Here is a 20,236-nt window from a genome sequence, read left to right on the forward strand (position 1 = left end):
TGCCTGCCGCGGCCGCTGCCGCCCGCGCTCGCCGCCGCGCTGCTTCGCGCCAGCCTGCGCGCGCGGCAGGCCGGCGGCGCGCGGGTCGGCGCGCTCGGCTTCGTCGAGGCGCAGGCCGCCTTCGCGCAGGAGGACGGCGCGCCCGTCACGCTGCGCCCGGGACTCACCTTCGCCCCCGGATGGCAATCCGCCCGCCGGGCAGAAGGCGGCGCCATCGCGCTGACGCGCACCGAGGCGCAGCTGCTGACGCTGCTGGTCCAGGCGCGCGGGCAGGGGGTGAGCCGGGAGCGCATCTCGATCGAGGTGCTCGGCCGGCCCTGGGCCTATGCGGACCGGACGGTGGACAACCTGGTGCTCGGGCTGCGACGGAAACTCGGGCTCGATCCGGAATTCGGGCCGATCCGCGCCGTGCGCAACCTCGGCTACCGGCTGCTGCCGGCGCCGTCCTGACCCGCCGCGGTCAGAAGCGCCAGGCCAGCCCCGCCGTCATGCGGTAGGATTCCATCCGGTTGTCGCCCGTCGGCCAGGAATAGGTGGCGTCGATGCGCGCGGCGACGTGGCGCGTGACATGCGTCTCCGCGCCGAGCCCGATGGCCGGCGCGACGGACCAGGTCTCACGCGACCCGCCGGGGACGGAATCGAAGGACTGGCGCGGAATGGTCATCCCGGCGCGCAGGAAGAACAGGCTGTTGCGTTCCGGCGACCAGCCGATGCGGCCATAGACGCCGAACTCGTTGCGCAGCCTGTCGCGGTATTCGACGCCGAGCGCGTTGAGGCGGCTGGTGACGTCGATGGGCAGCAGGAACTCGCCCTCGATGCCCGCATAGCCGTGGCGGCTGATCATCCGCCCCCAGCCGCCGCGCAGGCCGATGACGGCGCCGTCGCCGCCCTGGTCGACGAACTTCGCCGCCGCGCGGCCCTCGGCGGCGGGGATGACGACGGTGGAATCGAGCACCGCGATGCCACCGAAGATGCCGAGGTAGAAGCCGTCGAGCCTGGTTTCCTGGGCCGCGGCGGGCAGGGCGGCGGCGCCGGCAAGGGCGATGGCGAGGAGCGGACGGGCGATGCGGGGCATGAGGACCTCTCCAAAATGGGAGGTCCTCAAATAACGGTCGCGTGAGCCTCGCAGGTTACCAGCCGGACCATGCCGACAAAGCCGACCTTGTCAGGTCGTTTCGGTCATGGTCCGGCGGAGACTACTTCCGCCGCGCTGGCACCAGCACGCCGTCCTGCTCCAGCGCCGCGATCTCGGCTTCGGTGAAGCCGCGCGCGGCGAGCACTTCCCGCCCATGCTGGTTGAAGCGCGGCGGCGCCGAGCGCGCCCCGCCCGGCGTGCGGGACAGCTTGATCGGCGTGTTCAGCGCGCGGAAGTTGCCGATCTCGGCGACCATGTTGCGGAAGGCGGTGTGCTCGGCGGCCATCGCCTCGTCCACATGCAGCACGGGGCCCGCCGGCAATCCCGCCGCGAGCATCCGGCGCGTCAGGTCGTGGCCGTCCTCCGAGGCGAAGCGCTTCTCCAGCACCTCGGTCAGCGCGGCCTTGTTGATCACGCGCTGGCCGTTGGTCGCGAAGCGTTCGTCCTTCGCGACCTCGGGGATGCCGAGGAACTCGCAGAATTTTCGAAATGCCGGGTCGTTGCCGGCGGCGACGAAGATCTCGCAGGTCGCGGTGCGGAATTTTGAGTATGGCGCGAGATTCGGGTGCGGGTTGCCGGTCGCCTTCGGGCGCTTGCCGGACAGGAAGAAATTGGCCGCGTGCGGGTGCAGCAGCGCCATGCCGCAATCGTGCAGCGTCATGTCGCAATACTGGCCGCGGCCGGATTTCTCCCGCTCATGCAGCGCCATCAGGATGGCGATGGTGCTGAACAGGCCGGTGGCGATGTCCACGATCGGGTTGCCCAGCCGCGTCGGGCCGGAATCCTCCGTGCCGTTGATCGACATCAGGCCGACCATCGCCTGCAGCACGGCGTCGTAGCCGGGGAAGCCGCCGAGCGGCCCTTCGCCGCCGAAGCCCGAGACGCGGCAATGGATCAGGCGCGGGAATTTCTTCGACAGCACCGCCTCGTAGCCGAGGCCCCATTTCTCCATCGAGCCCGGCTTGAAGTTCTCGATCAGCACGTCCGCGCCTTCGAGCAGGCGCAGCAGCACCTCCCGCCCCGCGGGCTTGGACAGGTCGAGCCCGACGCTGCGCTTGTTGCGGTTCACGCCGACGAAGTAGGAGGCGTCGCCATCCTCGTTGAAGGGCGGGCCCCAGTCGCGCACCTCGTCGCCCTGCGGGGGTTCGAGCTTGATGACCTCCGCCCCGTGGTCCGACAGCACCATGGTGCAGTAGGGGCCGCCGAGGACGCGCGTGAGGTCGACCACCCGCAGCCCGGCGAGCGCGCCGGCCGAGGCCGCCAGTCCCTTCTGTCCCGAGATCGCGCCGTCCATGGGTTTCCTCCTGCGATGATGGGGATGGATATGCGCCGGGCGGGGTGGGGCTGTCGAGGCGCCGCCGGCCGCTCATACCCGGAGCGCAAGGGCCTGGCCCTTGTGCGAAGGCTATGGCGCGCCGGGCTGGTGGGTCGGCCGCGAGCGAAACCAGAGGCCGGGCATCAGAACGCCGCCGGACCGGAGAAGGCGCGCGCGATCCAGGGCAGCGCCGCCGCGCCGAGCATGAAGGCCGCGATGATCAGCGCGGCGGTGGGGCTTGCCGGCGCCAGCCGTTCCCGGTTCTGCGGGTCGAAGCGCATCTCGAAGGTGTCGCCGGGGCTGGGCATCGTCTCGCGCGTGGCGGTCAGGCGATGCTCCACATGCGTCCAGTCGTAGCCGCTCTCGTCCACGGCGCGGCAATGCAGGAAGACCCCGCGCTTACCGCGCCGATGCTCGACGCTCTCCACGGTCAGCCGCGCGAGCGGCCAGCGCCGGTGCCGCAGGGCGCCCAGCACCTGGCCGAGCGCGAGCAGCGCCAGCGCCGCGGAGAAGAGGAACAGGAAGAGGCCGGCGCTCACGCCGCCCGCCCGCGCCCCCAGACCCGCGCGCAGAATTCCGGATAGGTCTCGGCCATCTCGTCGCACACCCGGCCGCGCAGCAAGGCGAGCTCCGCCTCGCTCGGGTCGGGCGTGGCGGGCACGACATCGGGCGCGTCGAAGCCGAAGCCGGTCGCTTCCCGCACGCTGTCCACGCTTTCCCCCGGATGCAGGCTTTCGAGCGAGAAGCGCGCCTGGTCCGGATGGAAGCGGAACACGCATTTGCCGGTGACCAGCGCCTGCGCCGTGCCGCGGCGGAAGACGCCCGGCGGCGAGACGCCCGGTGCGCTGATGTTGTCCACCTTGTCCACCAGCACGCGCGGGGAGTGTTCCTCCCGGAACAGGATGGTGCGCGGCGTCATGAAGTACATGAAGGCGGACCCGAAGGATCCGGGGAAGCGCACGCCCGTGCCGGGCCATTCGCCGGTGCCCACCAGGTTCAGGTTCGCCCGCCCGTCGATCTGCCCGCCGCCCAGGAAGAACAGGTCGATACGCCCCTGGCCGGTCAGGTCGAACAGCTCGCGTGTGCCTTCCGTGAAGGGATTGCCGCTGCGCCGATGCAGCAGCGAAAGCCGCACCGGATGCCCCAGCAGCTTCACCAGCCAGCAGGCGGCGGCAGGGATGGGGGATGCTGCGCCCACCGCGATGTGCCGCGCCGGCGGCGCCGCGGGGTCGAGGATGAGCCGCGCCAGCGTCGCGGCGAGCCGTTCCTCCGGCATGATCGCGGGCGCGCTCATTCCGCGGCGACCTTGGCGGCGGCGGCGAACACCTCCCGGTCGAGCCAGGCGCGGAAGCCTTCATCCGTCTTGGCCGCGCGGGCGTAGTCGCTGACATAGGCCTGGTCGAAGCCGTATTCGTCGAGCAGCGCGGCCGGCCGCGCCCCCCGTTCCGCGATCGCCGTCGCGGTGATGTAGGTGGCGGAGATGGCGCCGGAGGCGAGCCGCTCATCCTCCAGGAAATTGCCCTCCACCACGCGCTCCACCGTCACCAGCGCGGCCTTCGATGCATGTGCGATGGTCGCGCATTCGCGGCGGCGGCCGAGCCAGACATTGCCCTCGGCATCCGCCATGGCCGCGTGGAAGACGGCGAAGTCCGGCTGCCTGGCTGGCAGCAGCACGATCGGGTCCTCGCCGGCGTCCGCGAAGGGGTTCGGCACCACCTTCCAGTCCGGCCGGTTGGCGAGGATGTCGCTGCCGATCAGCCCGCGCAGCGGCATGAAGGGCACGCCCTTCTCCGATGCCTGCAGCATGGTGTGGATGGCCGGGCAGGTGGCGTCGCGCACGACGATGCGCCCCGCCTTCAGCGCGGCGGTGAAGCGCGGCGCGAAGCCCGCTTCCCCGAGCGAGACGGCGCTGGTCTCGACCTCGGCCACGCAGCCCGCGCCGATCAGCACGTCGGTCGCGAAGCCCGAGACCGGCACGCCGAGCAGCCGCAGCCCCTTCGCCCCCCGCCGCACGAGTGCCTTCGCGATCGCGACCGAGGGCAGGGAATTGTCGGGCGGCATGGCGACGAGCGCCCCGTCCGGGATCAGGGCGGCGAGCGCATCCGCATCGGCAAGGTGCATGGCGGGTCCTCCGTGACCGGGATCACTCGTCATCGCCCGGGCAGGCCCCTAGCATGCCGCGACCCATGCGCCCGGTCACCCTGCAAGGAACGCGGATCAGCCTTCGCCCCTGGCGGCGGGAGGATCTCGACCCGCTCTTCGCCATCAACGGCGATGCGGAGAGCATGCGCCACTTCGCCTCGGTGATGACGCGGGCCCAGAGCGACGCCTGGGCCGAGCGCCTTCAGACGCATTTCGAGCAGCATGGCTGGGGCTTCTGGGTGGTGGAGGAGACGGGCGGCGCGCCCTTCCTCGGCGTGGTGGGGCTGATGCACATCCCCTGGGAGGCCCCCTTCACCCCCGCGGTCGAGATCGGCTGGCGCATCCACCCCGCCCATCGCCGCCGCGGCTTCGCCAGGGAGGCGGCACGGATGGCGCTCGGCTTCGCCTTCGGCACGCTGCGCCTGGCCGAGGTCGTCGCCTTCACCGTGCCCGGCAATGCGGCATCCTGGCGGCTGATGGAGCGGCTGGGCATGGCGGCGGCGGGGGAATTCGACCATCCGCGGCTGCCGGAGGACCACCCGCTGCGGCGGCATTTGCTGTACCGCATCGCGGCGCCGCCCGGCTGAACCGGGCGCCGGCGCGCGACGTGATGCGATTCATGGCGCGCGGCGCTGGCATGCGGCAACCATGTGTTTCAGGATGATCCCCTACAGAATGCAGACCCGGCAGGAGGCTCCCGTGTCCCGCATCCCCGCACTGATCCTGGCTGGCGCGCTCGGCTTCGCGGCGCTGCCCGCCGGCGCGTCCTCGGTCTCGACCGCCTGGGCCCGCGTCACCCAGGGCAACCAGGAGGAATGCCTGGCGGTCGGCCTGCGCGCCGTCCAGGCCGTCGGCTTCACCGCCAGCATCTCCGACAGCCGCCAGACGGTGTTCGGCTGGCGCGGGGAGGAATCGCTGACCGTCCAGTGCCTCGCCGCCCATGGCGTCGCGGTGGTCTTCGCCTGGGTGACCGACCAGTCGAACGACAGCGCGCGGCTGGTCGACAGCGTGACGACCGCCTTCCGCGGCCGCGCCGGCCCGGGCGCGGGCGTGCCGGGCGGGCCGCCCGGCGGTGGCCTCAGCGGCGGCGGGACCGGCGGGAACCTGACGGGCGGCGGCGGCCTCACCGGGGGGAATCTCGGCGGCGGCGGCGGCAACCTGACCGGCGGCGGCGGCGGCGTGGTCAAGCGCTGACGCGGCGGTCGCGTCGCATCTTGCGGCGCCCGCCGGCCGGCCTCATTTTCATCCGAGCACGGAACTTGCTGGCCGGGCGCCGGGCCTCCGCATCCCGCGGGGCCGGCCGACCCGGCGGCGAGCGCCTGCACCCGTTCGCGGCCCGTCATCTCGGATGCGATGCCCATGCCCCGTGCCTCGGCGCACCGCCTCGTCCTGATCCTCGGCGCGCTGGTCGCGGGCGGCGCCGGCGCGCCGCAGCCCGCGGACCCGCAGCAGGGCTGGCAGGACGGCAGCTGGTCCGGCATCCGCCCCGCGCGCTTCGAGCGCCTGGCGAATGGCGGCGTGTCCATCCATGGGCGGGGGGAAGGCAGCTTCGTCTGGCGCTGGGAACGCCGCGCGGCCGAGTGCCTGTCCTGGCGCTGGCGCGTGGATGAAGGGCCGCCGGCGACGCGGCTCGACCGCAGGGGCGGGGATGACCGCGCCATCGCCATCACCATCGGCTTCGCCAGCTGGCCCGGCAGCGTCAGCGCCTGGCAGCGCACCCAGCACGCGCTGGCGCAGAGCCAGGCCGGCGGCCGGCCGCTGCCGCGCTCCGCCCTCACCTTCGTCTGGGGCGGGACGGGGGAGGAGCCGCAGGGCTTCGACAGCCCCTACATGGCCGGGCTCGGCCGCGTCTTCGTGCTGCGGGCGGCGACCGCGCCGCGCGGCACCTGGGTCGAGGAACGGATCGACCTCGGCGCGCTCTGGCGCCAATCCTTCGGCGGGCAGCCGCCGCCGGTCGAGAAGATCGCCATCGGCACCGATGTCGACGACACCCGCGCGCGGATCGAGGCGCGCGTCGAGGCCATCCGCTTCGGACCCTGCCCGCAGCGTTCGTGAAATCCCAGGATGCCGCAGCCGGGCGGATCGCCCGCGGCCAGGAAGGACCAAGCATGCCCGCCGTCACCCGCCAGGAATTCCGCGACGCCATGGCCAGGCTCGGCGCCGCGGTGAACATCGTGACCACGGACGGCCCGGCGGGCCTCGGCGGGCTGACGGTCAGCGCCGTCTGCTCCGTCACGGACGACCCGCCGACGCTGCTCGTCTGCCTCAACCGCGGCAGCCCGCAGAACCGTCTGTTCAAGGACAACGGCGTGCTCTGCGTGAACAGCCTCGCGCCGGGGCAGGAAGCGCTGTCGACGCGCTTCGCCGGCCGCAGCGCCGAGGCGGACATGGTCGAGCGCTTCTCCCACGCCCATTGGGGCCTGCTGTCCACCGGTTCCCCGGTGCTGGACGGCGCGACCGTGTCCTTCGACTGCCGCATCGCCGAGGTGATCGAGCGCGGCACGCACAGCGTGGTCTTCGCCGAGGTCGAGGCGGTCCGCCAGGGCGCGGCCTCCCGCGGGCTGATCTGGTTCAGCCGCGACTACCACCCGATCGGCGCGGGGTGAATCGCTGGCACGAATCCCGCATTCCACACGCCACCCATGTTGAGGACGCAAAGGCGCCGTAAAGCCTTGTGAGTGTATCCTTCAACGTGATCGCAACCAGGAGCGGGCCAATGGCCGAGGTCAGAGTCGAACTTCCGGACGAGGTGGCGGAGGAGATCGCGCGGCGCGCCGCGGCGCTCGGCACCACCGCGGCGGAATGGGTGTCGGCGATGGTGCAGGATGTCGCCGCCGACCTGCCGGAGGATTCCGGCGAGGGGCCGGACAGCTGGATCGCGCGCTGAGCGCGACCGGCTACCACTCCCCGTAGAAGACGCCGGCCGCCTTGTGGCGGTCGGTGCGGAACTCGGCTTCCGCCCAGGTCAGCGTCGTCCGGCGCTTGAGCCCGGCGAACCAGCCGAGCAGCCGCTCGCGCATCGCCTCCCGCACGCCGTCGAGCGCGGGATCGGCGCCCCGGTCGTGGAATTCCTCCGGGTCGGCCACCAGGTCGAACAGCATCGGCCGCAGCCCGTCCGTCCAATGCACATATTTCCAGCGATTGGTGCGCACCATCCAGGCATGGTGGTGCCCGGTCGGCAGGCCGAGCCGCCGCCGCGCGCCGCGGAAGGTCCAGTCGAGCTCGCTGAAGACCGCGTCCCGCCAGCGCCCCGCCCCGCCACGCGTCAGCGGCAGCAGCGAACGCCCTTCCATCAGGTGCTCCGCCGGGTCGAGCCCCAGGGCATCGAGGATCGTCGGCGCCACGTCGATCGCCTCGACGAAGCGCTGGTCGACCGTGCCGCGCGTGGCCCCTGCCTCGGCCGAGGGATCGAACAGGATCATCGGCACGCGCTGGATGCAGTCGTGGAACAGCTCCTTCTCCCCCAGCCAATGGTCGCCGAGGTAGTCGCCATGGTCGGAGGTGAAGACCACCAGCGTGTCGTCCCACCGCCCGAGCCGTTCCAGCGTTTCCCACACCCGCCCCAGGTGATGGTCGAGCTGCGCGATCAGCCCCTGATAGGCGGGGCGGACAGCGGCGATGCAGTCGTCGTTCTGGAAGGATCGCGCGACTTCCTCGTTCTGGAATTCGCGCAGCACCGGGTGGATGTCGTTGCCGCGTTCGGCCGCGTCGCGCGCGACGGGCAGGCACTGGTCCGGTGAATACATGGCGTGCCAGGGCGCGGGCGCGATGTAGGGCCAGTGCGGCTTCACATAGGACAAATGCAGCACCCAGGGCGTGTCGCCCTGCGCGGTGATGAAGTCGATGGCGCGGTCGGTGGTGTAGGCGGTCTCGCTGTGCTCCTCCCGCACCCGGGCGGGCAGGCGGGCGTTGCGCATCTTCCAGCCGTTCTGCGTGCGGCCCTGCTCGTCCGTCACGGCGATGACGTAGTCGGACCAGGGATCGCGGCAGTCGTAGCCCTTGGCGCGCAGCCAGTCGGCATAGGCGCTGTCGGTCTCGGCATGGTGGCCGTCATGCCGGTCGACCAGGCTGAACCAGCCTTCGCGCAGCAGCACGGCCAGCTCGTCCTGGCCATCAAGCAGCAGGCGCTTCATCCCGCGCGCATCGGGCAGCATGTGCGTCTTGCCGGCCAGGGCCAGCGTCCGCCCGCTCTCCCGCAGGTGCCAGCCCAGCGTGACCTCGCCGACGGACAGCGGCACCCGGTTGTGCGTCGCACCGTGGGAGGAGACGTAGCGCCCCGTATAGGCGCTCATGCGCGAAGGCCCGCAGATGCCCGACTGCACATAGGCCTGCGCGAAGCGCACCCCGCGCGCCGCCAGCGCGTCGATGTTCGGCGTGCGCAGGAAGGGATGCCCCGCGCAGCCGAGGTGATCCCAGCGCAGCTGGTCGCACATGATGTAGAGCACGTTGCGGATGGTCATGCGCGGCCCCTGGCGTTCCCCGCGCGCAGCCTAGGACCCTGCCCCGAAACGCAGAAGGCCCCGGAGGTTTCCCCCCGGAGCCTTCCCATCGCGTGGCCGGTCGTGCGGCCCGCGAAACCCTGGTGACCTGCCGGTTCAGAGGCCGGCAGTGATCCGGGCCACGGGCGCGACTGCCCGAATGAAGCGATGAGACACCGGATCACCTCCTTTCGTTTGTTGACGCCGCGATGCTGCACCGCATCGCCGCCGCGCCGCAACCGGAATCAGGAGATCTCGGCGTAGGAGCCGTTGCGCCAGATGTAGAAGACGTAGTCCGGCACGGTCACGTCGCCCTTCTGGTCGAAGGAGATGTCGCCCAGCACCGACGGCCACGGCCCCTGCGCCTTCAGCGCCGCGGCGAGCCGGCGCGGATCGACGCCGTTGGTGCGACGCGCGGCTTCCGCGAAGATCTGGATCGCCGCGTAGGTGTAGAGCACATAGCCTTCCGGATCGACGTTGCGGGCGCGGAAGCGCGCGACCACCTGCGCCGCCGTCGGCCGCCGGCGCGGGTCGGAGGAGAAGGTCATCAGCGTGCCTTCGCCGGCCGGGCCCGAGATCTGCCAGAACTCGTTCGTCACCAGCGCGTCGCCGCCGATGAGCGTGACGTTCATCCCCTGCTCCTTGGCCTGGCGGATGATGAGCCCGCCTTCCGTGTGGTAGCCGCCGAGGTAGATGACATCGATGTTCGCCGCCTTCATGCGGCTGACCAGCGCGTTGTAGTCGCGCTCGCCCGGCGTGTAGGCGGCGTACATCGCCTCCTGCATCCCGCCCGCGTTCAGCGCCTTCTTGGTCTCGTCCGCCAGGCCCTTCCCGTAGGCCGAGTTGTCATGGAGGATCGCGACGCGCCGCTGGCGCATGTTCTGCAGGATGTAGCGGCCCGCCACCTGGCCCTGCTGGTCGTCGCGGCCGCAGACGCGGAAGGTGTTCCACTTGCCTTCGTCGGTGAAGCGCGGGTTGGTCGAGGCCGGCGACATCTGCAGCACGCCTTCCTCGGCATAGACGTCGCGCGCGGGGATCGAGGAGCCGGAGCAGAAATGGCCGGCGACGAAGCTCACGCGCCGCGAGGCGAGCTGGTTCGCCACGCTCACCGCCTGGCGCGGATCGCAGGCATCGTCGCCGACCTCGAGCGCCAGTTGCCGGCCGAGCACGCCGCCGGCCGCGTTGATGTCGGTGACCGCCTGGGTCGCGCCTTCGCGCATCTGCGTGCCGAAGGCGGCGTACTGGCCGGTCATGGGCCCGGCGGTCGCGATGCGGATCGGGCCAGTGCCCTGCGCCAGGGCGCCGCGCCCGATCGCGAAGGTCGAGAGGCCTGCGCCGAGGATGAGCCTGCGTGTGGTCAGCATGCGCGTTCTGTCCCCCTGTTCGTTGTGCGGCCGCCTGCGCGCCGGAATGGCGCGGCGGGACGCGGACCGGCGGAGGTTACGCCAGTTCCGCGGCGCCTGGCACCAGCCCTGTTCGGCGGGGCGGCCGGGGCGCGGGAGTGATCCTTCGCACGCTTCGGGCGCGGGCCGCGCGAAGCGCTCTGGATCGGCGCGGCGGGGACTGTTACCGTGTCTCGTTGCCCAGCGCCTTGGAGTATTTTTGATGCGCGCCAAGCTCCGTCGCACCGTCGCCAGCGTCACCGCCGCCGCCATGCTCGCGGGCTGCGTCTCAACCCAGGCGTCGCGCATCGGCGTCGACGACGGGCGGGACGCCTGCCGCGCCCAGGTCGTCGCGCTCGACAGCACCGGCGACTTCTTCGGCGAGGACATCCTGCGCGGGGCCGCCATCGGCGCCGGCACGGGTGCCATCGCGGGCGGGCTGCTCGCCGCCGCCACCGGGCGGCGCGGCAGCGACATCCTTGCGGGGGCCGCGATCGGCGCCGTCGCGGGCGGCATCATCGGCGGCACCGCCGGCTACATCCAGGCCCGCCAGCGCCAGGCGCAGGACCAGGCCGGGCTGATGATGGCCGTGGGCGGCGACCTTCGCGCCGAGAACGCGCAACTCGACCGCACCCAGCTCGCCTTCAACCAGCTGGTCGATTGCCGCGTGCTGCAGGCCCAGCGCATCCGCAACGACGTCCGCGGCGGGCGCCTGTCCCGCGACCAGGGGCTCTCGCTGCTGTCCTACCAGCGCGACCTGATGCGCCGCGACGTCGCGCTGGCGCGCAGCATCAACGAGAAGATCGGCACCCGCGGCGCCGAGTTCGACACCGCGATCGAGACCATCGCGCCCGGCACCAAGCAGGCCGTCACCGGCGCGCGCGTGAGCCAGCCGCAGCCGGTCTCGGCGCGCGTCTCGGCGCCCATCCGCATCCGCCCGGAAGGCAACTCGCCGCAGATCGGCCAGCTGAACCCGCAGGAACAGGTCACCGTTCGCCCGGCGGAAGGCAACTTCGCCCTGGTCGAGACATCCTCCGGCGTGCGCGGCTATGTCCCCGCCTCGGCGGTCGGCGTGCGCGGGCTGGGCAGCCCGACGGCGGCGGTCGGCGGCGGGCGCGGGCAGGATGGCGAGTTCCGCCAGCTCGCGGCGACCAACATCGCCCGGCGCGACAACTTCGCCGAGAGCGTGCAGAACGCCGACCGGCTGGCCCAGGGCCAGGGCTTCGAGCTGGCGGGCTGATCGGCCATGACGAGGGCTGAGGGGGCGTCGCCTCCTCAGGACACGCGGGCTGCAATCGAGGGGGCGCTGCCCCCTCGAACTCCCCCGGCAGGGGACAAGGGTCCCCTGCACCCGCCTTCCGTTTGGCGCCGGCTCGTCGCGGGCATCGCGATCGCGCTGACGGCGGGGATTGCGCTGGCGCAGGCGCCGCCGAGCGAACCGCCGCAGCAGCCTTTCCTCCGCATCGAGGCCGAGGCGCATATCGCCAACGTCGCGCGGCTCGCCACCGACGCGGCAGGCACCACCCTCGCCACCGTGTCGGACGACAAGACCGTCCGCATCTGGAACCTGCCCGAAGGCTCCCAGCGCCTGGTCATCCGCCCGCCGATCGGGCCCGGGCCGGAAGGGGAACTCTACGCCGCGGCGCTGTCGCCGGACGGGGCGCGGCTCGTCGTCGGCGGCTTCACGGCGCGCAGCTGGGACAATTCCTTCGGCCTGTACATCTACGATGCCCGCACGGGGCGGCTGTTCGCCCGGCTGATGGGGCTCGACGCGCCGGCGAACCACATCGCCTTCTCCCCCGATGGGCGGCGCATCGCGGCCGGGCTGTCGGGCCGCGCGGGCGTGAAGGTGTGGGACGCGACGAACGGCCGCGTCCTGTTCGAGGATCGCGGCTTCACCGGCCCCGTCCGCATGGTCGCCTTCGACCGCGCCGGGCGGCTCGCCGCGAGCGCCGCGGACGGCACGGTGCGCCTGTACGGCGCCGACCACCGGCAACTCGCCAACCGCGTGCCGGTCCAGGGCGGGCGGCCCTTCGGCATCGCCTTCTCCCCCGACGCGGCGCTGCTCGCGGTGGGCTTCGAGAACCGGCTGCGCGTGGAGATCCTGTCCACCGCCGACCTGCGGACCCTGTTTGCGCCCGACGTGACGGGGCTCACGGGGGAAGGGCTTCCCGCCATCGCCTGGGCGCATGACGGGCAGGGCGGCGTGCAGTTGCACGCGGCGGGCTACGCCAGGCATGCGCGGGGCGGCCCGGTCGGGCCCGCGCCCGCCGTGCCGCAGGGGGGCGCGACCTCCCGCGCCCCGGCCGCGCCAAGCCAGGGCGGGCGCGGCATCAACGTCCGCGAACAGCAGCCGCCGCCGGCGCCGTCGACGAACGCCGCGCCGCAGCAGGCCGCGCCGCCGCCGCCCTCGGCCGCCGCCGCACCCGAGGCGCCGCGCGAATTCGTCATCCGCCGCTGGGGCGATTTCGGCCTGGGCGCCGCCACCGACATCCCCGCGGCGCGCGACGCGATATCCCACCTGCTGCCGCTGCCGCAGGGCGGGCTTGTCTATGCCGCGGCCGATCCGGGTTGGGGGCGGCTCGCCCCCGATGGCGCGGTGGCGATCGCGCCGCGCCCGCCGGGCGGGGATTTCCGCAACACGGGCGTGACGCTCGCCGTCTCGGCGGATGGCACCAAGGCGCGCTTCACCCTGCGCGCGGGCGGCACGCCGCTTGTGTTCGACCCGCTCGGCGGCACGCTCTCCGCCTGGCAGGGCGATGGCGGCTTCGCCCCGGCGCGGACCGAGACGGCGCGCATCCGCGTGCTCGACTGGCAGGGATCGAACCGCCCGCGCCTGGGCAACGTGCCGCTGCGGCTGGGGGAGGGCGAATTCGCCCGCAGCCTCGCCATCCTGGTGCGGGAGGACGGCTTCCTCCTCGGCACCGACACCCATCTCCGGCTCTTCGACGCCGCCGGGCGGCTCATCGATTCCGTCGAGACGCCGGGCACCGTCTGGGGCGTGACCGTCGCGGGGGATACCGGCATCGCGGCGCTCGGCGACGGCACCATCCGCTGGTACCGCTTCGAGGCCGGCGCGCTGCGCGAGGTCGCGGCCCTGTTCGTCCATGCCGAGACGCTGCGCTGGGCGCTCTGGACGCCGGAAGGGCTGTTCGACCACGCGCCCAATGGCGGGCAGGAACTGGTCGGCGTGCACCTCAATGGCGGGCGCAACCAGACGCCCGAATGGGCATCCTTCCAGCAGGCCTATCGCGCGCTCTATGCCCCGCGCGCGGTGCGCGGGCGGATCGCGGGGGATTTCGCCCCGGCACGCGAACGCCTGACGCAGCTGGGCGAGGTGCGCAGTCGCATCGGCCGCCTGCCGACGCTCGCCGCCGGCAGCCTCTGCGCCGTGGTGGGGGAGGAATGCCAGCCGCTGGCCTTGGACGCGCGCAACCTGCCCGACGGCGCGCGCGCGCTGCGCATGGCCTTCACGGCGACCGACCGCGGCCTCGGCTTCGGGCCGCTCGACGTGCTGGTGAACGACCGCATCGCCGCCCGTGCCGAGCCCTCGGCCGGGGAGTCCAGCGTCGAGGTCCCGCTCGATGGCGGCACCAACCGCATCGCGACGCGGCTCTACGCCAGCGACGGCGCGCTGTTCGCCGAAGGCCCCGCGCTGCTGCTGCGCCGGCCCGGGGAACCCGAGGCGCCGCCCGGCGCGGGCCGGCTGCTCGTGCTCGCGATCGGGGTGAACCAGCATGCGCTGGCGGAGCTGAACCTGCGCTTCGCGGTGCCGGACGCGAATGCCGTGGGCGATGCGCTGCGCGCCGGCGGCAACGGGCTGTTCCGGGAGGTGGAGGTGCGCACCCTGCCCGATGCGCGGGCGACGCGGCGCGGCATCCTCGACGCGCTCGCCGCCGCGGCGCGGGACACGGCGCCGGCGGACACCTTCATCCTGTACATCGCCGGGCACGGCGTGGTGGCGCAGCCGGGCAACCGCTTCCTGTTCCTGCCCTCGGACATCCGCGACATGAGCAGCATGGCGTCGGTGCGGCAGCAGGGGATCGACGACGGCACGCTGGTCGCCGCCCTGGCGCGCATCCGCGCGCGCGACGCCTTCATCATGATCGACACCTGCTACGCCGGGCAGATCGACATCGACCAGCTGGCCGCGATCGGCAACGACACCGGGCGCTTCCTGCTCGCCGCGTCATCCTCGGTGCAGGAGGCGCTCGATTCCTACGACGACCGCAACGGCGTCTTCGCCTATGCGCTGATGGAAGGGCTGCGCGGGCGCGCGGCGGTGGATGCCGAAGGGCGCGTGACGGCGTTGGCACTGGGCGAATGGGTGATGCGCCGCGTGCCGCAATTGGCGCGGGAGAAGGGGCACCAGCAGAACGCGGTGTTCCGCGCCGCGCAGCGCGACCTGCGGTCCTTCGCGCTGGGCCAGGTTCAGCGCTAGGGCGCGGTCAACGAAGGATCATCGGCGCCAGGACCGGTGCCATCAGCATCTCGAACTCGAGGTTCGTCGCGCTGACGATGTTCTCGACAATGAGGCCGTCGCGCAGGCGCGCCACATGCGTCTCGTCGAACAGGATGACGCGGCCGGTGGCGGCGACGCCGAAGAAATCCGCGGCGTGGCGCTGACGGGAGTGGAAGCGCGTCACCACGCGCGTGCCGTCCGACGACGCGAACTGGTCGATGATGCGCACCGGCGCCTCGGCGGGGAAGGCGGCGACGAAGGCCTGGATGATGCCCTTGTATTCATCGAGCCCGTCGATCGGCCCCATCGGCTTCAGGCCGGTTATGCCCTGGATGCGCGGATGCGCCGTGGCGTCCGCCGCGGCGAGGTCGGCGCGGCCGAGAAAGTCCTCGACGAAGCGGCGCACGGTGGCGAGGGGGTCGGTCATGGGCAGGCTCCTGGGGAGGGTTCAGCCGCGGAAGATGATCTCGGCGCGGAAGGCGCCGGGTGGGTCTCGGTGCAGGTCGAGGAAGGCCTCGGCGATGCGGTCCGGGTCGAAGGCGGTGCCCGGCGCGACGGCGCCGGCGACCGTGACCGTGCCGGCATGGATGCCGAGCGGCGCGAGTTCCGCGTGCAGCGTCTGCGCGAGGCTGCGCAACCCGGCCTTGCCGATCGCAAGCGAGGCCGCCGGCAGCCATCCGGTAGGGTCGAGCGCGAGGCCGCCGCCCGTGAAGATCAGGCTGCCGCGGCCCTGCGCGCGCATCCGCGGCAGCACGGACTGCACGGCGGCAAGCGCGCCGGCGACGTTGACGCGAAAATCCGCGACCAGCGCCGCGGGGTCGATCTCGGACGGCGCGGCCATGGTGGCGCGATAGGCGTTGTAGACCAGCACATCCGTCCCGTCGGCCAGCGCCGCCGCGAGCGAGTCCGGATCGCCGGCATCGGCCGCGGCAAGGGTGATGCGCTCCGCCGCGAGGGCGGCATGGCGCGCAGGATCGCGCGCGAGCCCCAACACCGCGAAGCCCTCGCCGGCGAAGCGGCGCGCGATCGCGTGGCCGAGTCCGGGGCCGAAGCCGATGACGCTGCAGCGTGGCGGGTGGTGGTTCATGGCACCCATAAGGGCGCGACCGCGGATTGTTCAAATCGATGGCGATGCTTTGCGCTATCGTCCGTGGTGATGCGACTGGCCGACTTCGACCTCAATCTTCTGCTCGCCTTCGAGGCGCTTCTGGCGGAACGCAGCGTCACCCGGGCGGCGCGGCGGCTTGGCATCGGCCAGCCGGCGACCAGCGCGGCGCTGGCGCGGCTGCGCGTCCTGCTCAACGACCGGCTGTTCCTGCGCGCGCCGGATGGCATGCGGCCCACGCCGCGCGCGGTCGAGATCGCGCCGGGCATCGCCGCGGCGCTGGCCGAACTGCGCCGGACGCTGGCACCCGTGGCGCGCTTCGATCCCGCGGTCACGACGCGGCGCTTCGCGCTGGCCAGCACGGACTATACCTCGCTGGTGCTGCTGCCGGCGGTGGCGGCGGCGATGGCGCGCGCAGCGCCGGAGGCCAGGCTGCAGGTGCTCGGCTACGCCAAGGACGACGTGCCGGCGCTGCTCGCGGGCGGGACGCTCGATGCAGCGCTTGGCGTGTTTCCCGACCCGCCGGGATCGGCGGTGGCGACACCGCTGTTCGCCGAGACCTTCGTCGGCGTCGCGCGGGCAGCGCACCCGGCGGTGGTCGACGGTGCCATGAGCCTGCCGGCCTTCTGCACGGCCGCGCATGTGCTCGTGACGACCCGGCGCGACCGGGTGGGAGAGATCGACGCCGTGCTGGCTGCGCAGGGGCGCGCGCGACGAATCGCGCTGACGGTGCCGCACATGCTCGCGTTGCTCGCCGTGGTGGCGCAGTCGGACCTCGTGGGCACGGTGCCGGCGCGCGTGGCGGCGCGGCTTGCGCCTGCGATGGGACTGGCGGTTTTCCGCCTGCCGGTCGCGGTGGCGACCTGGCGGGTGACGATGCTCTGGCCGGCAGCGGCGCGCGACGACCAGGCGGCGGCGTGGTTCCGCGGCGTCGTGCGCGCGGCGGCGGCGCTCGAAGCCACGCTGCCCGATCAGTCCGGCGGCACGGCGACGCAGCCCGTGCCGCTGCGCGAATAGGTGGCGACCCGCCCGCCGCGCATCTCGAAGGTCACGCGGCATTCCGGCGGCGGCGTATAGGCCGGGAAGGTCGTGCCGATCCCGATGCCCGTGCCGACCCCGCCGCGCCAGCCGAAGCCGCCGACCCCGAAGCCGATGGACGGCGCCGGCTGCGGGCTGCGGCTGCCGAGCCGTTCGTATTGCAGGAAGCGCCGCCCGTCGGGCGTGGTGAAGTCGGCTTCCGGGATGCCGACGGCCTGCACCAGGTCGCCCTCGCTCGCGCCCACAAGCGCCTGCATGCGGGCGTCGAAGCCGGCCGTGGTGGCGCAGGCGGCCAGCGCCAGCAGGCCGAGGAGGGGGATCGCGCGCATCACGGAAGGATGGTGCGCGATGGCGGCGGAATCTAGGCCGCTTCGCCCGCCGCCCAGCCGCTCGACCACGCCCATTGGAAATTGTAGCCGCCGAGCCAGCCGGTGACGTCCACCGCTTCGCCGATGACGAAAAGCCCCGGCACCGCCTTCGCCGCCATGGTCTGCTGCGACAGCGCATCGGTCGCGACGCCGCCCAGCGTCACCTCGGCCTTGGCGTAGCCTTCCGTGCCGGCGGGCATCAACTGCCAGCCCTTGAGCAGCGTGCCGAGCGCCTTGAGCGGCGCGTCGCCGACCTCTCCCATGATGCGCGGCGGCAACTGCGTCTCCGCCATCACCTGGGCGAGCCGCTGCGGCAGCATCTCCGACAGGATGGTGCGCGATTCCGCCTTTGGCCGCGCGCGCTTGGCGGCCAGCAATTCCGCCGTCGCATCGCGCCCGGGCAGCAGGTCGAGCAGGATCGGCTCGCCCTCCCGCCAATAGGAGGACGCCTGCAGGATCGCCGGACCCGACAGGCCGCGATGGGTGAACAGCATGGCCTCGGCGAAGGTGCCGCGGCCGCAGCGCGCGACGGTGGGCAGTGCGACGCCCGCCAGCGGGCGCATCAGCTCGAGGTCCTCGCCCGCGAACATCAGCGGCACCAGGCCCGGCCGCGGGGCCACCAGGGGCAGGCCGAAGCGCCGCGCCACGTCATGCGCGAAGCCCGTCGCGCCCATCTTCGGAATGGACAGTCCGCCGGTCGCGAGCACCAGGCTTTCCGCCGTGACGCCGCCGCGGTCGGTCGAGATGTTGAAGCGGTCCGCGCGCGTGATGCCCGTGACGCGCGTGCCCAGGCGCAGTTCCACGCCCGCCGCGCCGCATTCGGCCAGCAGCATGGCGACGACCTGCCGCGCCGGCCCGTCGCAGAACAACTGCCCGAGCGTCTTCTCGTGGAAGGCGATGCGGTGCTTCTGCACCAGCGCGATGAAGTCGTGCTGGGTGTGGCGCGACAGCGCCGAGCGCGCGAAATGCGGATTGGCCGACAGGAAGCGTTCCGGCACGCAGCCCGTATTGGTGAAGTTGCAGCGCCCGCCGCCGGAGATGAGGATCTTCTTCCCCGCTTCCTCGGCATGGTCGATCAGCAGCACGCGCCGCCCGCGCTGCCCCGCGCGCATGGCGCAGTACATCCCCGCCGCGCCGGCGCCCAGGACGACGACATCGAAATGGGTCATGCCGCGACCGCCAGCCCTGCCATGGCGCGGCCGACCGCCTCGGCCACGCGGATGCCGTCCACGCCGGCGGAATAGATCCCGCCAGCATAGCCCGCGCCCTCGCCCGCGGGGAACAGCCCGCGCGTGTTGACCGACTGGCAGTCCGCCCCGCGCCGGATGCGGATGGGGGAGGAGGTGCGCGTCTCCACCCCCGTCATCACCGCATCCGCCAGGTCGTAGCCGCGGATCTGGCGCGCGAAGGCGGGCAGCGCTTCCCGGATCGCGGCGACGGCGAAATCCGGCAGGCAGAGCGAGAGGTCGGTCGGCGTCACCCCCGGCTTGTAGGACGGGATGACGGCGCCGAGCGCGGTGGAAGGCCGCCCGGCGAGGAAATCCCCCACCAGCTGCGCCGGCGCGCGGTAGTCGCCCCCGCCGGCGGCGAAGGCGCGTTCTTCCCAATGCCGCTGGAAGGCGATGCCGGCGAGCGGATGGCCGGGATAGTCGCGCGCCGGCTCGATGCCCACGACGATGCCGGAATTGGCGTTCCGCTCGGCGCGCGAATACTGGCTCATGCCGTTGGTCACGACGCGGCCCTCCTCGCTGGTGGCGGCGACGACCGTGCCGCCGGGGCACATGCAGAAGGAATAGACGCTGCGCGCGTTCGCGCCATGGTGCACCAGCTTGTAGTCGGCCGCGCCCAGGATCGGGTGCTTGGCGAAATCCCCGAAGCGGGCGCGGTCGATCATCGATTGCGGGTGTTCGATGCGCACGCCGATGGAAAAGGGCTTCGGCTCGACGAAGACGCCGCGGTCGAACAGGGTGTGGAAGGTGTCGCGCGCCGAATGGCCGATGGCAAGCACGACGTGGTCGGTCTCGATCGTCTCGCCCGCGTGCGTCACCACGCCGCGGATGGCGCGCGTGCCGTCGCGGCCCGTCTCGATGACGAAATCCGTCACCTTGGTCCCGAAGCGGTATTCGCCGCCCAGGGCGATGATCTTCTCCCGCAGCGATTCCACCATCGTCACCAGGCGGAAGGTGCCGATATGGGGCTTGGCGACGAACAGGATCTCCTCCGGCGCGCCGGCGGCGACGAATTCGGTCAGCACCTTCCGCGACATCGCCTCCGGCGCCTTGATGCCGGAATAGAGCTTGCCGTCGGAGAAGGTGCCCGCGCCGCCCTCGCCGAACTGCACGTTGCTCTCGGGCGTCAGCACGCCGCGCCGCCACAGCGCCCAGGTGTCCTTGGTGCGTTCGCGCACCACCTTGCCGCGGTCGAGGATGATGGGGCGGAAGCCCATCTCGGCCAGGATCAGGGCGGCGAAGATGCCGCAGGGCCCGGTGCCGATGACGACCGGCCGCTTCCAGCCCGCCCCGGGCGCGCGCGCGACGTGGCGGTAGTCCTGTTCGGGCTGCGGCGCGAGGGTGCGCGCCAGCGTCGGGTCGCCCGCGGCGCGGCGCAGCAGGGCGGCTTCGTCCGCCACCTCGAAGTCGATGGAATAGACCAGGTGGATGTCGGATTTCCGCCGCGCGTCCCAGGCCCGGCGCGCGACCTTGAAGCTGCGCAGTTCTCCGGGCTGCAGGCCGAGCCGCGCAAGCAGCGCCGCCTCGATCGCGCCTTCCGCATGGTCGAGCGGCAGCTTCAGGTCGATCAGCCGCAGCATGG

21 protein-coding genes are annotated in these 20,236 nt (G+C 72.6%); 9 read left to right on the forward strand and 12 right to left on the reverse strand.

All coding sequences use genetic code 11. From position 1 onward, the window contains the following. A partial coding sequence (locus J5Y09_RS21415) for a winged helix-turn-helix domain-containing protein (protein WP_209353899.1) occupies positions 1–450 on the forward strand: 450 nt, incomplete at its 5' end. A gap of 10 nt (positions 451–460) precedes the next feature. Here J5Y09_RS21415 and J5Y09_RS21420 read toward each other — a convergent pair. The 5 genes from J5Y09_RS21420 to J5Y09_RS21440 form a co-directional block, all read right to left on the reverse strand. Then, positions 461–1,075, reverse strand: a complete 615-nt coding sequence (locus tag J5Y09_RS21420; protein ID WP_209353900.1) for an outer membrane beta-barrel protein — start codon at positions 1,073–1,075, stop codon at positions 461–463. Positions 1,076–1,196: 121 nt separating this feature from the next. Next, the gene (locus J5Y09_RS21425; RefSeq protein ID WP_209353901.1) at positions 1,197–2,429 is read right to left on the reverse strand and encodes a CaiB/BaiF CoA transferase family protein; all 1,233 of its coding nucleotides are present in this window, start codon (positions 2,427–2,429) and stop codon (positions 1,197–1,199) included. Positions 2,430–2,593: 164 nt separating this feature from the next. Beyond that, on the reverse strand, positions 2,594–2,989 hold the full coding sequence (locus J5Y09_RS21430; RefSeq protein WP_209353902.1) for a DUF3592 domain-containing protein: 396 nt from the start codon (positions 2,987–2,989) through the stop codon (positions 2,594–2,596). Then, positions 2,986–3,744 carry a CoA-transferase gene (locus J5Y09_RS21435; protein ID WP_209353903.1) on the reverse strand — a complete coding sequence of 253 codons (759 nt, stop codon included), beginning with the start codon at positions 3,742–3,744 and terminating at the stop codon, positions 2,986–2,988. Before J5Y09_RS21435 ends, J5Y09_RS21430 begins: the two co-directional genes overlap by 4 nt. Continuing rightward, a complete protein-coding gene (locus J5Y09_RS21440) occupies positions 3,741–4,571 on the reverse strand; it encodes a CoA transferase subunit A (protein WP_209353904.1) in 831 nt (276 codons plus the stop codon). Before J5Y09_RS21440 ends, J5Y09_RS21435 begins: the two co-directional genes overlap by 4 nt. A gap of 65 nt (positions 4,572–4,636) precedes the next feature. Between J5Y09_RS21440 and J5Y09_RS21445 the strand changes: the two genes are divergently transcribed. From J5Y09_RS21445 to J5Y09_RS21465, 5 genes are all read left to right on the forward strand, one after another. Continuing rightward, positions 4,637–5,179 carry a GNAT family N-acetyltransferase gene (locus tag J5Y09_RS21445; protein ID WP_245217316.1) on the forward strand — a complete coding sequence of 181 codons (543 nt, stop codon included), beginning with the start codon at positions 4,637–4,639 and terminating at the stop codon, positions 5,177–5,179. Positions 5,180–5,291: 112 nt separating this feature from the next. Beyond that, positions 5,292–5,786 (forward strand): hypothetical protein, encoded by a 495-nt coding sequence (locus J5Y09_RS21450; protein WP_209353906.1) that lies wholly within the window; start codon positions 5,292–5,294, stop codon positions 5,784–5,786. Between the two features lie 165 nt (positions 5,787–5,951). Continuing rightward, positions 5,952–6,647, forward strand: coding sequence for a DUF3047 domain-containing protein (locus tag J5Y09_RS21455; protein ID WP_209353907.1), 696 nt, complete (start codon positions 5,952–5,954; stop codon positions 6,645–6,647). Positions 6,648–6,700: 53 nt separating this feature from the next. After that, on the forward strand, positions 6,701–7,198 hold the full coding sequence (locus J5Y09_RS21460; protein WP_209353908.1) for a flavin reductase: 498 nt from the start codon (positions 6,701–6,703) through the stop codon (positions 7,196–7,198). A 110-nt stretch (positions 7,199–7,308) separates the two neighbouring features. After that, entirely contained in the window at positions 7,309–7,479 is a 171-nt protein-coding gene (locus tag J5Y09_RS21465) for a hypothetical protein (protein ID WP_209353909.1), read from the forward strand. Positions 7,480–7,489: 10 nt separating this feature from the next. On the opposite strand, the gene J5Y09_RS21470 is transcribed toward J5Y09_RS21465, so the two are convergent. Both J5Y09_RS21470 and J5Y09_RS21475 read right to left on the reverse strand, forming a co-directional pair. Further along, positions 7,490–9,052: a sulfatase-like hydrolase/transferase gene (locus J5Y09_RS21470; protein WP_209353910.1), complete on the reverse strand. Its 1,563-nt coding sequence runs from the start codon at positions 9,050–9,052 to the stop codon at positions 7,490–7,492. 263 nt (positions 9,053–9,315) lie between these two features. Continuing rightward, positions 9,316–10,434, reverse strand: coding sequence for a branched-chain amino acid ABC transporter substrate-binding protein (locus J5Y09_RS21475; protein WP_209353911.1), 1,119 nt, complete (start codon positions 10,432–10,434; stop codon positions 9,316–9,318). A gap of 241 nt (positions 10,435–10,675) precedes the next feature. Between J5Y09_RS21475 and J5Y09_RS21480 the strand changes: the two genes are divergently transcribed. Together J5Y09_RS21480 and J5Y09_RS21485 are read left to right on the forward strand one after the other, a co-directional pair. Continuing rightward, complete coding sequence (locus tag J5Y09_RS21480; protein WP_209353912.1) at positions 10,676–11,692, forward strand: SH3 domain-containing protein; 1,017 nt, start codon at positions 10,676–10,678, stop codon at positions 11,690–11,692. A gap of 6 nt (positions 11,693–11,698) precedes the next feature. Beyond that, a complete protein-coding gene (locus J5Y09_RS21485) occupies positions 11,699–14,893 on the forward strand; it encodes a caspase family protein (protein ID WP_209353913.1) in 3,195 nt (1,064 codons plus the stop codon). Positions 14,894–14,900: 7 nt separating this feature from the next. On the opposite strand, the gene J5Y09_RS21490 is transcribed toward J5Y09_RS21485, so the two are convergent. Then, entirely contained in the window at positions 14,901–15,341 is a 441-nt protein-coding gene (locus J5Y09_RS21490) for an ester cyclase (RefSeq protein ID WP_209353914.1), read from the reverse strand. Between the two features lie 21 nt (positions 15,342–15,362). After that, complete coding sequence (locus J5Y09_RS21495; RefSeq protein ID WP_209353915.1) at positions 15,363–16,001, reverse strand: SDR family oxidoreductase; 639 nt, start codon at positions 15,999–16,001, stop codon at positions 15,363–15,365. Positions 16,002–16,070: 69 nt separating this feature from the next. Between J5Y09_RS21495 and J5Y09_RS21500 the strand changes: the two genes are divergently transcribed. Further along, entirely contained in the window at positions 16,071–17,036 is a 966-nt protein-coding gene (locus tag J5Y09_RS21500) for a LysR family transcriptional regulator (protein WP_245217317.1), read from the forward strand. Here J5Y09_RS21500 and J5Y09_RS21505 read toward each other — a convergent pair. Genes J5Y09_RS21505 through J5Y09_RS21515 form a run of 3 tightly spaced genes read right to left on the reverse strand, consistent with a single transcriptional unit; the run spans position 16,991 to position 20,234 of the window. Then, positions 16,991–17,386, reverse strand: a complete 396-nt coding sequence (locus tag J5Y09_RS21505; RefSeq protein ID WP_209353917.1) for a hypothetical protein — start codon at positions 17,384–17,386, stop codon at positions 16,991–16,993. The genes J5Y09_RS21500 and J5Y09_RS21505 overlap by 46 nt on opposite strands. 32 nt (positions 17,387–17,418) lie before the next feature. Continuing rightward, entirely contained in the window at positions 17,419–18,594 is a 1,176-nt protein-coding gene (locus tag J5Y09_RS21510; protein WP_209353918.1) for a BaiN/RdsA family NAD(P)/FAD-dependent oxidoreductase, read from the reverse strand. Next, the gene (locus tag J5Y09_RS21515) at positions 18,591–20,234 is read right to left on the reverse strand and encodes an NAD(P)/FAD-dependent oxidoreductase (protein WP_209353919.1); all 1,644 of its coding nucleotides are present in this window, start codon (positions 20,232–20,234) and stop codon (positions 18,591–18,593) included. The genes J5Y09_RS21510 and J5Y09_RS21515 overlap by 4 nt, the downstream gene beginning before the upstream one ends. Between the last annotated feature and the right edge of the window lie 2 nt (positions 20,235–20,236).

Source organism: Roseomonas nitratireducens (assembly GCF_017813355.1).
Lineage (GTDB): Bacteria > Pseudomonadota > Alphaproteobacteria > Acetobacterales > Acetobacteraceae > Neoroseomonas > Neoroseomonas nitratireducens.